11 protein-coding genes are annotated in these 13,873 nt (G+C 70.8%); 1 reads left to right on the plus strand and 10 read right to left on the minus strand.

From position 1 onward, the window contains the following. Nucleotides 1-4: 4 nt before the first annotated feature. The 6 genes from ACFYZ3_RS32715 to ACFYZ3_RS32740 form a co-directional block, all read right to left on the minus strand. A complete protein-coding gene (locus ACFYZ3_RS32715; protein WP_388525373.1) occupies nt 5-1,597 on the minus strand; it encodes a cation acetate symporter in 1,593 nt (530 codons plus the stop codon). Further along, nucleotides 1,594-2,172, minus strand: coding sequence for a DUF485 domain-containing protein (locus tag ACFYZ3_RS32720; protein ID WP_388525376.1), 579 nt, complete (start codon nt 2,170-2,172; stop codon nt 1,594-1,596). The genes ACFYZ3_RS32715 and ACFYZ3_RS32720 overlap by 4 nt, the downstream gene beginning before the upstream one ends. Nucleotides 2,173-2,241: 69 nt before the next feature. Beyond that, the gene (locus ACFYZ3_RS32725) at nt 2,242-2,931 is read right to left on the minus strand and encodes a response regulator (RefSeq protein WP_388525379.1); all 690 of its coding nucleotides are present in this window, start codon (nt 2,929-2,931) and stop codon (nt 2,242-2,244) included. Beyond that, the gene (locus ACFYZ3_RS32730) at nt 2,928-4,082 is read right to left on the minus strand and encodes a sensor histidine kinase (protein WP_388525381.1); all 1,155 of its coding nucleotides are present in this window, start codon (nt 4,080-4,082) and stop codon (nt 2,928-2,930) included. The genes ACFYZ3_RS32725 and ACFYZ3_RS32730 overlap by 4 nt, the downstream gene beginning before the upstream one ends. Then, nucleotides 4,079-4,603, minus strand: a complete 525-nt coding sequence (locus ACFYZ3_RS32735; RefSeq protein WP_388525384.1) for a DUF1453 domain-containing protein — start codon at nt 4,601-4,603, stop codon at nt 4,079-4,081. Before ACFYZ3_RS32735 ends, ACFYZ3_RS32730 begins: the two co-directional genes overlap by 4 nt. A gap of 220 nt (nt 4,604-4,823) precedes the next feature. Beyond that, complete coding sequence (locus ACFYZ3_RS32740; protein ID WP_388525387.1) at nt 4,824-6,947, minus strand: type IIA DNA topoisomerase subunit B; 2,124 nt, start codon at nt 6,945-6,947, stop codon at nt 4,824-4,826. Nucleotides 6,948-7,387: 440 nt separating this feature from the next. On the opposite strand from ACFYZ3_RS32740, the gene ACFYZ3_RS32745 reads away from it, so the two are divergent. Further along, nucleotides 7,388-7,618, plus strand: coding sequence for a hypothetical protein (locus tag ACFYZ3_RS32745; RefSeq protein ID WP_007445070.1), 231 nt, complete (start codon nt 7,388-7,390; stop codon nt 7,616-7,618). Between the two features lie 111 nt (nt 7,619-7,729). Here ACFYZ3_RS32745 and ACFYZ3_RS32750 read toward each other — a convergent pair whose 3' ends face one another. From ACFYZ3_RS32750 to ACFYZ3_RS32765, 4 genes are all read right to left on the minus strand, one after another. Continuing rightward, entirely contained in the window at nt 7,730-8,587 is an 858-nt protein-coding gene (locus tag ACFYZ3_RS32750; protein WP_388525390.1) for a S1 family peptidase, read from the minus strand. A 153-nt stretch (nt 8,588-8,740) separates the two neighbouring features. Further along, nucleotides 8,741-10,276 (minus strand): RNA polymerase sigma factor, encoded by a 1,536-nt coding sequence (locus tag ACFYZ3_RS32755; protein WP_388525393.1) that lies wholly within the window; start codon nt 10,274-10,276, stop codon nt 8,741-8,743. Between the two features lie 427 nt (nt 10,277-10,703). Then, nucleotides 10,704-11,591 (minus strand): sporulation transcriptional regulator WhiH, encoded by an 888-nt coding sequence (gene whiH / locus ACFYZ3_RS32760; protein WP_385360158.1) that lies wholly within the window; start codon nt 11,589-11,591, stop codon nt 10,704-10,706. A gap of 164 nt (nt 11,592-11,755) precedes the next feature. Continuing rightward, on the minus strand, nt 11,756-13,855 hold the full coding sequence (locus ACFYZ3_RS32765) for an ATP-binding cassette domain-containing protein (protein WP_388525396.1): 2,100 nt from the start codon (nt 13,853-13,855) through the stop codon (nt 11,756-11,758). Nucleotides 13,856-13,873: the final 18 nt, after the last annotated feature.

Genomic DNA, 13,873 nt, shown 5'->3' on the forward strand with positions numbered 1-13,873 from the left:
GTCCCTACACGGCCCCCGCCCCGGTCAGCGACCGCACCTCGGTCTCGGCGTGCCTGGCCTCGTCCGGGACCTCCGGAGAGGTCATCGTGCCCAGCCAGCCGGCGACGAAGCCGAGCGGGATCGAGACGAGGCCCGGGTTCTGCAACGGGAAGTACTGGAAGTCGAGGTCCGGGAAGAGCGACTGCGGGCTGCCGGAGACCACCGGGGACAGCAGCACGAGTACCACGGACGGCACCAGACCGCCGTAGACGGCCCAGACCGCGCCACGCGTGGTGAAGCCGCGCCAGAACAGCGAGTAGAGCAGCACCGGCAGATTGGCCGAGGCGGCCACGGCGAAGGCGAGGCCCACCAGGAACGCGACGTTGAGGTCGCGGGCGAGCAGGCCGAGCCCGATCGCGACGGCGCCGATGCCGACGGCGGCGACCCGCGCCACGGCGACCTCGCTGCGCGGCTTGGAGTGGCGACGCCGCAAGGACGCGTACAGGTCGTGGGCCACCGACGCCGAGGACGCCAGGGTGATGCCGGCCACCACCGCGAGGATGGTGGCGAACGCGACGGCGGCAACGACGGCGAACAGGACCGTGCCGCCGGTGGACTGAGCGCCGCCGCCCAGATCGAGGGCGAGCAGCGGCACCGCGGTGTTCCCGGCGGCGTTGGACGCGCGCACGGCGTCCGGCCCGACCAGGGCGGCGGCACCGAATCCCAGCACGATCGTCATCAGGTAGAAGCCGCCGATGAGACCGATCGACCAGACCACGGACCGCCTCGCCGCCCGTGCGGTCGGCACGGTGTAGAAGCGGGACAGGATGTGCGGCAGCCCGGCCGTGCCCAGCACCAGGACGAGTCCCAGGCTGATGAAGTCGAAGCGGGAGACCCAGTCCCCGCCGTAGGCCAGGCCGGGCGCGAGGAACGCCTCGCCGTGGCCGCTGCGCTCGGCCGCCGTGCGCAGCAGCCGGTCGACGTCGCCGTGGAAGCGCACCAGGACGAGGGTGGTCAGCGCCACGGTGCCGCCGAGCAGCAGGACCGCCTTCACGATCTGGATCCAGGTGGTGGCGCGCATCCCGCCCAGCGACACGTAGATGACCATGAGGGCACCGACGCCGATGACGGTCCACGTCCGCGCCGCCTCGCTCGTCCCGCCCAGCAGCAGCGCGACCAGGCTGCCCGCGCCCACCATCTGTGCCACCAGGTACAGGACGGAGACGGTGACCGAGGAGGTCCCCGCCGCGATACGCACCGGCCGCTCCCTCATCCGGGCGGCCACGACGTCGGCGAGGGTGAACCGTCCGCAGTTGCGGACCAGTTCGGCGACGAGGAACAGGACCACGAGCCAGGCCACCAGGAAGCCCACCGAGTAGAGCATGCCGTCGTAGCCGTTGAGCGCGATGAGTCCGGAGATGCCGAGGAAGGACGCGGCCGACATGTAGTCCCCGGAGATGGCAAAACCATTTTCCATCGGTGAGAAGAGGCGCCCGCCCGCGTAGAACTCCTCGGCGGATCCCTGCCGGTGGCGGCCCACCCAGGTGGTGATCCCGAGCGTGACGGCGACGAACGTGCTGAACAGCAGCAGGGCCAGGGTCTGGTGATCGCCCGTCACGACGCATCGCCTCTCACTGTGCGCGTCAGCTCCTGGGTGTCCCAGCGCAGCTCGAGCGCGGCCCGGTCCCTGCGCAGCCGGGCGTGGCGGGTGTAGGCCCAGGTGAGCAGGAACGTGGTGAGGAACTGTCCGAGTCCCGCGGCCATCGCCACGTTCACCGCACCGGCCACCGGCCGGGCCATCAGGGCGGGCGCCGACGTGGCGGCCACCACGTAGGCGACGTACCAGAGGAAGAAGCCGGCGACCGCCGGCACCACGAACCTCCGGTACCGGCTGCGGACCTCCTGGAAGGCCGCACTGCGCTGGACCTCCAGGTACACGTCGGCCGCGGCCCGGGGCGGCTCCGCCGGGGCGTTCCCACGCATCGGTGGCACCGCCGGCTCGGGGGCCGCGGGACCGGCCGACTCGCCCCAGCCGGAGGCGAGGGCGTCGTACCACGGGTCGTCGTACCGCGGGCCGTCGTACCGCGCGCCCTGGGCCGTCTCGACGTAGGCCCTGCCCGGCATGGCGCGGTGGTCGGCCGCGCTTTCCGGACCGCCCCCGGAGCCGCGGGGCGGATCGTTGCTTGACTGCATGCCCAAGGATGGACAGAACGGGAAGATCCCCGACTCTTCTTCCCTGCGCGCTTCACCCCATCAGGTGATTCATCCCCCTGGTGGCCGCACCAGCCCCTTCCCGTAGGCGTAACGCACCGCCTGTGCCCGGTCCTTGAGACCCGTCTTGGCGAACAGGTTGTTGATGTGGGTCTTCACCGTGGCCGTGGAGACCTGGAGTCTGCTCGCGATCTGGTGGTTGCTGAGCCCCTCGGCGATGAGAACCAGCACCTCGGTCTCCCGGGTGGTGAGCCCGTCCGGGGGCTCGGGCGGTCCGGTCGGCCGCGGCTCGGAGGCGGACTCGGACAGGCGTTCCAGCAGGCGTCGTTGGATGCTCGGTGCCAGTCCCGCGTCTCCGGACAGGACGCCGTGCACCGCCCGGACGATCTCGTCCCCGCCCGCGTCCTTGGTGAGGTAGCCGCGCGCCCCCGCCCGCAACGCGGGGAACACCGACGCGTCGTCCGCGTACGTCGTGAGGACGACGACCTGCGTCCCCGGGTGTTCGGACCGGATCCGGCGGGTGGCCTCCACCCCGTCGCATCTCGGCATGCGCAGGTCCATGAGCACCACGTCCGGAGCGAGTTCGGCGACGAGCCGGACCGCCTCCTCGCCGTCACCGGCGGCACCGACCACATCGACGCCGGGCAGGAGTCCGAGCAGCATCACGATGCCCTCGCGCACCACGGTCTGGTCGTCCGCGACCACCACCCTCGCGGGCCTCTCCCCGGGCTCCGCACTCATACGGGCACCTTCAACGTCACCACGAACCCCTCCTCGCCCGGCCCTGCCCGCAGCGAGCCGCCCAGCAGCTCGGCACGCTCCCGCATGCCCAGCAGACCGTACCCACCTCCGGCGCCGGTGTGTTCGCCGGGCGGACCACCCGAATCCCGTACGTCCAGCACCACTTCACGGGCGCTGTAGTCCAGCCGCACCCGCACGCCGGCGCCGGGGGCGTGCCTTCGGGCGTTCGTCAGCGCCTCCTGGGCCACCCTGCGCACGGCCTGTGACGCCTCGGCCGGCAGCGGTCTGCGTTCCCCCGTAATGGTGACCTCTGCCGTGCCCCCTGCCGTCTCGACGAGCTGGGCCAGGAAGTCCTCCAGCGGCGTCAGGTCGCCGCGCAGCGCGGACAGCGCCTGCCGGGTCTCGGCGAGTCCGTCGCGGGCCATCCCCCGCGCCGCCACCACCCGGTCCAGGATCTGCTGCCGGTCCGCGTCCCGCTCGATGAGCAATCGGGCCGCCTCCAGGTGCACCATCTGCGCCGAGAGGCTGTGCGCCAGCACGTCGTGGATCTCCCGGGCGATACGGGCCCGCTCCGCGAGTGCCGCCGTCTCCGCCTCGGCCGCACGGGCGGCCCGCTCCTGGTCCAGCAGCCGCTGCGCGCTCCCCCGCGCCTCGGCGTCAAGTCGCAGGACGTATCCGGCGAGCACCAGTCCGCCCGCCGTCGCCACCGTGGTCAGCCATGCGTCGTCGCTGACCGCGGCGTAGGAGGCCAGCGCGACCGAGGCCACGGGCAGTGCGGCGGCGATGGGCAACCGTTCCAGCGCCACAACGGCGCAGCCGCACCAGATGACCAGTGCGGGGACACCGAAGCCGACGGACCGGGCGGCCACCGCGATCGCGAGCAGGACGACGACGAGTGCCAGGGACGGCCACAACCGGTGTGCGAGCGTGGTCCGGAAGAAGGCCCATGCCGCGCACACGGCGGCCACGAGGCCGACGGCCGCCGCGACCGATCCCCACCCGTGCAGACGGCTGCTGGTGAACGCACCCCACAGCAGCATCCCGAACACCACCAGGCGCACCGCCCCGGAGAGCAGGCGGCGGGGCCGGGAGACACTCTCGGGCAGGAGTGCCTCCCTGGAAGGCCACCTCGTCCAGATGTTCTCCGTCACGCGGGCTCCTTCCAGGTGGGCCGGGGCACGGCGTCACGGTACGCCGGGCCGGGTGCTCCGGCCGGGCGTGGGCTCTGAACGCGCCAGGCCAGCACGCCGGACCGGACCAGCAGGGTCACCGCCAGGGCGAACAGCAGGGCCGAGCCGTCCTGTCGCACTCCCAGGACCGCACCGATCCCGTAGAGCCCGGCGCGCAGCGCGATTCCGACGGCCCACACGGCGACGCTCGCCCTGGTGCCCCTGCTCCACACCGCGCCGTCGGCCTCGACCCATATCCGGGTGGTCCAGGCCCACCCGGCCCCGGTGAGCAGGCCGACGATCACCTCGGCGGCGAACAGCAGCAGGGCAGCCGTCTGGTGGTGGGCGTCGATCATGCCCGGTTCGCGCAGCGCGACGATGCCCAGCACCACGGGCAGCACCCACCGGCGTCGGCCGGTGTCGATCCGGCTCGCGCGGAACTGCCGAGTGATCACCAGGCCGGCCACCGCCGTGATGGCCAACGCGTCGACGAGCCCGGACATCGTGCCTCCGTGAGCGGAAGAAGGGTGATGCCGGCGGCGGTCCCGCCGACGCCTTCGACGCTACGGAAACGGCGAGCTCACGGAATCGGAGCCCGGGTGGATCATGGGTGGAGCTCTGCCTGGCACAGCACTCCACCCAGGGGTGGAGAGGACGGCGGACCGCACACGAAGGACCGGGCCCGGTTCTCGCTCCCGGGCCCGGTCCGACGGCCGAGCTGCCTCACGCGTCGATGCGCGACCGGTCCAGCGTCGCCGCCGAGCTGGAGATGAACTCCTTGCGGGGTGCGACGTCGTTGCCCATCAGCAGGTCGAAGACCTGCTCGGCGGAGTCCAGGTCGGTCAGGTTGATCCGGCGCAGGGTCCGGCGGCGCGGGTCCATGGTGGTCTCCGCCAGCTGGTCGGCGTCCATCTCGCCGAGGCCCTTGTAGCGCTGGATGGAGTCCTTGTACCGGATGTTCTTGCTCTGGAACTCCATGAGCTTGTCGCGCAGCTCGCGGTCCGAGTACGTGTAGACGTACTTGTCCTGGCCCTTCTTCGGCTGGACCAGCTCGATGCGGTGCAGCGGCGGCACCGCGGCGAACACCCGGCCGGCCTCGACCATGGGCCGCATGTAGCGGTGGAAGAGGGTCAGCAGCAGGGTGCGGATGTGGGAGCCGTCCACATCGGCGTCGGTCATCATGATGATCTTGCCGTAGCGGGCCGCGTCGATGTCGAAGGTACGGCCCGACCCGGCTCCTATGACCTGGATGATCGCCCCGCACTCGGCGTTCTTCAGCATGTCCGTCACGGACGACTTCTGGACGTTGAGGATCTTGCCCCGGATCGGCAGCAGCGCCTGGAACTCGGAGTTGCGGGCGAGCTTGGCGGTGCCCAGCGCGGAGTCGCCCTCGACGATGAACAGCTCGCTGCGGTCGACGTCGTCGCTGCGGCAGTCGGCGAGCTTCGCGGGCAGCGACGACGACTCCAGGGCCGTCTTGCGGCGCTGGGCGTCCTTGTGCTGGCGCGCCGCGATACGGGTGCGGGCCGCGGCGACGGCCTTCTCCATGACCACCCGGGCCTGCTGGGCCGCGTCACGCTTGGTCGAGGTGAGGAACGCCTTCAGTTCCCTGCTGATCACGTTGTTCACGATCCGGCGGGCCGCCGAGGTGCCGAGGACCTCCTTGGTCTGGCCCTCGAACTGCGGCTCGGCGAGGCGGACGGTGACGACCGCCGTCAGCCCTTCCAGGGCGTCGTCCTTGACGATGTCGTCCTCGGCGACGCGCAGCATCTTCTTGGTGCGCAGCACCTCGTTCATCGTCTTGGCCACGGCCTGCTCGAAGCCGGCGACGTGGGTGCCGCCCTTGGGCGTGGCGATGATGTTGACGAACGACCTGACGGTGGTGTCGTAACCGGTGCCCCAGCGCAGTGCGACGTCGACTCCGAGGTCGCGGGTGACCTCGCTGGGGGTCATCTGTCCGTCCTCGTCCAGGACCGGGACCGTCTCCTTGAAGCTGCCCTGCCCACTGAAGCGCAGGACGTCGCAGACAGGCCGGTCGCCGGCCAGGAACTCGCAGAACTCGCTGATGCCCCCGTCGAAGCGGAACGACTCCTCGCCCTTGCTGCCGCCGTCGCCGAGACCGAACTCGTCACGGACGACAATGGTCAGTCCGGGCACCAGGAACGCGGTCTGGCGGGCCCGCTGGTGCAGCGTGTCCAGGGAGAGCTTCGCGTCCTTGAGGAAGATCTGGCGGTCCGCCCAGTACCGCACGCGCGTGCCCCTGCGGCTCTTGGGGACCTTCTTCACCTTGCGCAGGCCGCTCCCGGCCTCGAACTTCGCGTCCGGTCCGGCCTTCGCGAACGTCCCCGGGACGCCGCGCCGGAAACTGATGGCGTGGGTGTGCCCGCCGAGGTCGACCTCGATGTCCAGGCGGGCGGACAGGGCGTTCACCACGGAGGCGCCGACACCGTGCAGACCGCCGGAGGCGGCGTAGGCGCCGCCTCCGAACTTGCCGCCGGCGTGCAGCTTGGTCATGACGACCTCGACGCCGGACAGGCCGGTCTTGGGCTCGACGTCGACCGGGATGCCCCGGCCGTTGTCCCGGACCTCCACCGAGGCGTCGTCGTGGAGGATCACTTCGATGTGGTCGCAGTAACCACCCAGGGCCTCGTCGACGGAGTTGTCGATGATCTCCCACAGGCAGTGCATCAGGCCACGGCTGTCGGTCGATCCGATGTACATGCCCGGACGCTTGCGCACGGCCTCGAGCCCCTCGAGGACGAGCAGGTGCCGCGCGGTGTAGTTGGATCCGTCCCGGTCTGCTCCTGCCAGCAGCGCAGTGGACGGCACGGATGTCTCGGCGGTCACGCGGTTCGCTCCTCGCTGAATTTCAGATGGGGCCCCGCTGGGTAAGGGCGCGGCTCTGTTCACCGGTCAGAGGGTACCGAGGCCTGGTAGAGCCGTTGTAACGCCACCCTCGTCACGCACACACCCTAGTCCAGGGTCGCATGCCTGTTCGATCCCTCGATGGGGTGAAGTACACATCACGTTCCCTTCGACGCATGAACCATTTAGGCTCCGGGCACGTCCTCATGAACAAACCGGCAACCCAGCCGGCGGGACCGACACTGACCGACTGCGCGAACCCGTACGACACAGAGACACGCAATACGGCACATTCGCCGCCAATCGGCAACAGCCGGCCCCTCGGAAAGTTTTTTCGAGGAAAAGCCACGAGCGGGAACGTTTTGGGGCTGGTTGGATGTTGACCCTGGTACGACAGCTCGTCGAGCTAGAGAAGAGGCGACGTGACTACTGTTCTGACTTCCGCAAGCCCGCTGACGGCCGCCGATCGCTGCGACCGCTGCGGCGCCCAGGCATACCTGCGCGTCGTCCTGCTGAGCGGCGGAGAACTGCTCTTCTGCGCCCACCACGGTCGCAAGTTCGAGCCGGAACTCAAGAAGATCGCCGCTGAGATACAGGACGAGACGGAGCGGCTGACGGCCGTTCCGGCATCTTCCGCCGAGGAAGAGCGCTGACTCAACGCGCCCGACGACGAGCCGAACCGGCACAGGCCGGTGAACGGGCGGCCGCCTCCGGAACCCGGAGGCGGCCGCCCGTGCTCGTACCCGAAAGGCTCTCAGCGGCCCTCAGAGGCCACCGCGCTGCCGCGCGGCCGTGCCGTCCCAGCCCAGCGTCCGCAGTATCGAGGAGACGCGCGTGTACACCCCGGGACTGCCCGGGCGCCCGCAGCCACTCCCCCAGGACACGAGACCGATGAGCCTGCCCTGACCGACCAGCGGTCCTCCGCTGTCCCCCTGACAGGCGTCCCGGCCACCGGCCTCCTCCCCGGCACAGAGCATGGTGCTCGGGAGATAGCGCCCGTCGTCATCGCCCGGATACGCCCGCTCGCAGGACGCGTCGGGGAGTACGCGCACTCGGGACGCGTGCAGGCCGTTCGCGTAGTCTCCGGCGCCCGAGGTGTCCCCCCAGCCGTAGACAAGGGCCCCGGTGTCCGGTGTGTACGCGGGGTCGCCTTCCGCCGCCATCCCTATGACCGAGCCGGCGGGGAGGGCTTCGGAGAGCGTGAGTACCGCGAAGTCGCCGGCGTTGCTGCCGTCGTCGTGCCCCGGATTCACCCACACGGAGCGGACGGGGATCTCCTGGCCCTGGTCCGACAGCAGATCGGTCCGGCCCGCGATGACTCTCAGGTCGTCCACCTGTTCCGGCGGCGACCCGAGTACCTCCTCCCCCAGACAGTGGGCCGCCGTGAGCACGGTGGTCCGGCCGACGGCCACTCCGCCGCAGAACTGTCCCGCCCGCGTACCCCCGAACCGGTCACGGCTGGACAGGGCGACGGTCCACGGGCTGTCGGACACCTCGACCGGAAAGCCTCCGACGACGATGCTGTCGGCGGCCGCGGGGGCGGCGGACCCCAGCGGTATCGCGGTCGCCGCGGCCGCCAGCACCAGCGGCCGGGCCAGTGTCCGGGCAAAGAGACGACGCATGCGGGCTCCTCACTCCTAGGTGGTCATGAGACACCCAGAGTGATCCAGTACGTCGTGTCGCGCACCCGCTGCCCAGCACGGAGGCCCGGTTCCGCACTTGGCGGGACCGGGCCTCCGTCGCTCGTACTGCCTGCTCGTACTGCCGACTACGACCTAGTCGAGGTAGTCGCGGAGCACCTGGGAGCGCGAGGGGTGGCGCAGCTTCGACATGGTCTTCGACTCGATCTGGCGGATGCGCTCACGCGTGACGCCGTACACCTTGCCGATCTCGTCGAGGGTCTTCGGCTGACCGTCGGTGAGTCCGAAGCGCATGGAGACAACGCCCGCCTCGCGCTCGGACAGGGTGTCGAGAACGGAGTGCAGCTGCTCCTGCAGGAGTGTGAAGCTGACCGCGTCGGCCGGGACGACCGCCTCGGAGTCCTCGATGAGGTCACCGAACTCGCTGTCGCCGTCCTCGCCCAGCGGGGTGTGCAGCGAGATGGGCTCGCGGCCGTACTTCTGGACCTCGATGACCTTCTCCGGGGTCATGTCGAGCTCCTTGGCCAGCTCCTCCGGGGTGGGCTCGCGGCCCAGGTCCTGGAGCATCTGGCGCTGCACGCGCGCGAGCTTGTTGATGACCTCGACCATGTGCACCGGGATACGGATGGTGCGGGCCTGGTCGGCCATCGCGCGGGTGATCGCCTGACGGATCCACCAGGTGGCGTACGTGGAGAACTTGTAGCCCTTGGTGTAGTCGAACTTCTCCACCGCGCGGATCAGACCGAGGTTGCCCTCCTGGATGAGGTCCAGGAAGAGCATGCCGCGGCCGGTGTAGCGCTTGGCCAGCGAGACCACCAGGCGGAGGTTGGCCTCCAGCAGGTGGTTCTTGGCGCGGCGGCCGTCCTCGGCGATGATCTCCAGCTCGCGCTTGAGCTTGGGCGCCAGCTTGTCGGAGTTCGCCAGCTTGTCCTCGGCGAACAGACCGGCCTCGATGCGCTTGGCGAGCTCGACCTCCTGCTCTGCGTTGAGCAGGGGGACCTTGCCGATCTGCTTGAGGTAGTCCTTGACCGGGTCGGCGGTGGCACCGGCCGCGGCGACCTGCTGGGCCGGGGCGTCGTCCTCGTCCTCGTCGGACAGCACGAAGCCCGCGTTCTCGGTGCCCTCGGGCTCCTCCGTCGCGGCCTTCGGCTCCTCGGTCGCCTCGTCCTCGAGAAGCTCGCCGTCTTCCTTCTTGGCGGTGGTCTTCTTGGCCGCCGTCTTCTTGGCGGTGGTCTTCTTCGCCGCCGTCTTCTTGGCAGTCGTCTTCTTGGCCGCCGCCTTCTTGGCGGGTGCCTCTTCCTCGACGGCGGCGGGCTCGGCCGCGGGCGCCGCCGGGGCGGCGGGAGCGGCCGCCTTCCTGCTGGTCACCGGCTTCGCCGCGACCGCCTTCGTGGCGGTGCGCTTGGCGGGACTCTTCGCTGCGACGCTCTTTCGGGTGCGCTTGGGCTCTGCGGCACTGACCATCAGCGTCACACCCTCTTCCTCGAGGATCTGGTTGAGGCTGCGCAGTACGTTCTTCCACTGAGTGGCCGGAATCTGGTCAGCTTCGAAGGCCCGACGCACGTCATCGCCGGCGATCTGCCCCTCAGCCTTTCCCCGCTCAATGAGCGCCATGACAGAGACGGACTCGGCGATCTCCGGCGGGAGCGTACGGGATGTGCTGGCCGACACGAACAACCTCTCGGAACGTTGAAAAACGGCTTCCGGCCCCGTCCACGGCGGACAGGGGCCGACCACCGGCTTGGGAATGGGCCGACGGTGCGGGCGGGCCGGGGAGATGCACAGCGCCGTGAACGGCGTCCGTATTCCCTCCGCGGCTGTCACCTCTTAGGTCATCGTGTTGTTCCCAAGAGCGTTACGCCCAATCCGCGTGGCCCGAGTCACACCCCGTAAGCGATCAAAATCGGTCAGATGCGGATAAACAAGGTCATCAACTCCTACCTTGCGACCGCACCGAGAAGGCTCAGCCTCTCATCACACCTTCGGACCCCGTGGAACCGCTGGCGGCTCCGTGGGGTCCGAAGGTGACGGCGGTGGCCGGCCACAGCCACAGGAGGGGTTTGGCGTGTCCGGACCGCGCCGTTCCGGCGGAAGGCGATCAGTGCTCGCGGGGGGCGGGCACCACGCGTTCCACCTCGGGGTGGACGGTCAGAAGCTGTCGCATGGCCGCCTCGGCCGCCGCGCCGTCACCGGTGGCAAGGGCGTCGACGATCCTGCCGTGCTGCGCGAGCGACACGTCGTTCGGCCGGTCACAGCCCGTGACCGGACCGCCGGAGACATGGAGGGCGGCGGAGACGATCCCGGAGAGGTGGTCCAGCATCCGGTTGCCCGCGATCTGGATGAGCAGGGTGTGGAACTCGGCATCGGCGCGCGAGAAGGTGAGCGCGTCGCCCTGCCCCATGGCGTGGCCCATGATCCCGACCATGTCGGACAGCCTCTGCTGGACGTCCTCGCGCCCGTGCCCGGCGGCCAGGCGCGCGGCGAGCGGCTCGATCGTCCAGCGCAGCTCGCTCAGCTCGCGGCGCTGGTCGTCGCGCTGCGGGCCGAAGGCGCGCCATTCGATGATGTCCGGATCCAGGAGGTTCCAGTCACTGACGGGGCGCACGCGGGTGCCGACATTGGGGCGGGCGCTGACCAGCCCCTTGGCCTCCAGCACGCGAAGGGACTCGCGCACCACGGTGCGGGAGACCTCGAAACGCTGTCCGATCTCCTCGGGCACCAGCGGGCGGTCGGCACCCAGGTCGCCGGAAACGATCATCTGGCCCAGCTGCTGGACGAGTTGCCCGTGCAGTCCGCGGCCACGGTTGCCCGCGGTGCGGCGGCCCACGCGGCCCAGCTCGGGCTCCACCCCTTCCCAGGAGGGCGCCCCGACGCGGTCGACGGCGGGCGTCTCGGCGTACGGGTAGCGGTCGAGTTCGCCCGGGTTCGCGAGGCCGGAGTCGGCGGAACGGGCGGCGGTCATCATGGTGTGCGCAAGGGTACTCACGCATCCTTTGTCGGCGCTGACCTCAACTCCCTTGAGGTCTTTGGTGAAAAGCACACGAAAGGGTGATCGCTCACCCCGTCGCAATTGACGCCTTATCGGAAAGAAATGGGCTTTCCCCGGGGAGTTGCGCACACGGTCGGAACGGAAGGGTGGGACAGGGGTCGTCAAACCCTGCTGCGCAGGGTCGTGAGCAGATAGGCGCAGAGCAGAGCGGTCAGCGACAACGTCATTGCACCGCCGACCGGTTGAGCGATCAGGCGCAGGACCTCCGCCACGTACCGCTCGCCTCCGAACGGCCACTGGGTCAGAAGGACCTCGCGCACCCGCATCGGCATTCCGGCGGCCGTCCGCACGGACGGGCCCTCCCAGACCTTCTGTACGAGCGGTACGACGACGACCGGGACGGCGACCACCGCCGCCAGCCCGGCGGTGGTGGACCGGAAGATGCCCGCGGCGAGCACTCCGGACCAGGCGCACCCGACGACGAGCCCGAGCCAACCCGCACTCAGCGCGGGCCAGTCGGCGGGGGCCTCCGCGAGCTCCGGCCCGTAGAAGAGGCGGAGCACCTCGGCGTCGCAGCCCACCGTCAGCGCGGCCAGCAGCAGCGCGGTGGCCGCGGAGACGAGGAGTTTGGCGGTCAGCAGCCCCATACGGCGGGGCACCGTGCCGCGGTCCGCCGCCAGGGCGGGGTGGCGGAACTCGTCGCCGAAGGCGAGGGCGCCGAGCAGCCCGGCGCCGAGCGCGGCGGGCGGCAGCGGGAGCTCCCGCGGCCAGGCGGCCAGGATGCGCGGCTGCGGGGTGTGTCCGACTCGGGCCAGGAACACGGCGGTGACGGCGGACACGAGCAGCACCGCCGCACCGGTGACGAACCCGGTACGGACGCCCACCGCCCGACGGAGTTCGTAGCGCAGCGGACGGAGGGGGCTGGGGGCGGAGCGGACGGAGATCGGCGGCGGCAGCGTGGCGGCCGCTTCCCGGGTCCGCGCGCTGCCCGGGGCGAGGGCGCGGAGCGGGCGCGGGGCGCCCGGCGGAGCGGCGTCGAGCGCGGAGGGACTGGGAACGGGTCCGGAGGGACTGGGAGCGGGTGCGGAGGGACTGGGAAGGGGCGCGGGTGCGGGGTCGTGGCCGGGGACGGGGGCCTGGCGGGGGCCTGGAGTTCTGTTCGGGACGGTCCCGGATGCGGGGCCGTCCGCGCCTCCGTGCCCGACGCTGGGCCCGTCTCCGTCTCCACCCCCGCGAGTGTCGCCGTCCGTGGCGGGTGACGGGAGGAGCGCGCTCGGCGTCTCGGGACCCTGCCTCCCTGCGCCCGGCGTGCCTGTGCCCGGCGCTCGATCACTGTCCGTCTCCGGTTGCTCCTGCCGCCGGGTTGCGGGAATCTCATCGGCCCCGGGGCCCATGTCACCCACCTCGTCGGCGAGTTGATGCACGAGGATGCCGTGCCGGAAGGCCGTCTCGCCGATGTCGGCGCACGTACTGCCGTACACCGCCAGCCGGTTGCCGCCCTCTCGTACCACCTCGACGGAACGGCGTGCCGCGCGTGCCTCCTTGGTCACCAGGGACGCGAGGCGGGCGGCGTACGGGCTGCGTACGGCGACGCGGGGGCGCAGCCGGGTACGGGAGAACTCCGCCGCCTCCTGGTCGGCGACGACTCTGCCCCGCTCGAGCGTGACGACGTGGTCGGCGCTGCGCGCGGCCTCCTTGGGATCCGCCGTGCTGAACAGGACCGTGCCGCCCTGTGCGGCATGCGCGCGCAGTGCTCCGTGCAGTCGTCGGGCATCGTGGGCGGAGAGCGCGCCGGCGGGATCGTCGAAGACCAGGGTGTGCGGGTCGGGAACCAGTGCGCAGGCCAGCCCGAGGCGCCGGTCCATGCCCCGGGAGAGGGTGCCGAGGCGTTCGTCGCGCAGGCTCAGGAGACCGACCGACTCCAGGACCTCGTCGGCCCTGCGGACGGGAACGCCGGCGGCGGCGCACAGCATGCGGAGATGGCCACGCACCGTACGGGCGGGGTGTCCCGGGACGTCCCCCAGCAGCACGCCCACCTCGCGTGAGGGATGGGCGATGCGGTGCAGGGGGCGGCCTCTGAAGTAGGTGAGACCACGGCCCTGCTGAAGATCGAGCATGAGTCTGAGTGCCGTCGTCTTGCCGGCGCCCGATGCTCCGAGCAGCGCGGTGACGCGGCCCGCGCGAGCCTCGAAGGAGACGTCGTCGACGGCGGGCGGAAGCTCCTTGCGGGGGTTGCTGGTCAGTCCGAAGGCCTGGATCACCCGTAGCAAGATAGCGTG

Source organism: Streptomyces sp. NPDC001599 (assembly GCF_042893535.1).
Classification (GTDB): Bacteria; Actinomycetota; Actinomycetes; order Streptomycetales; family Streptomycetaceae; genus Streptomyces.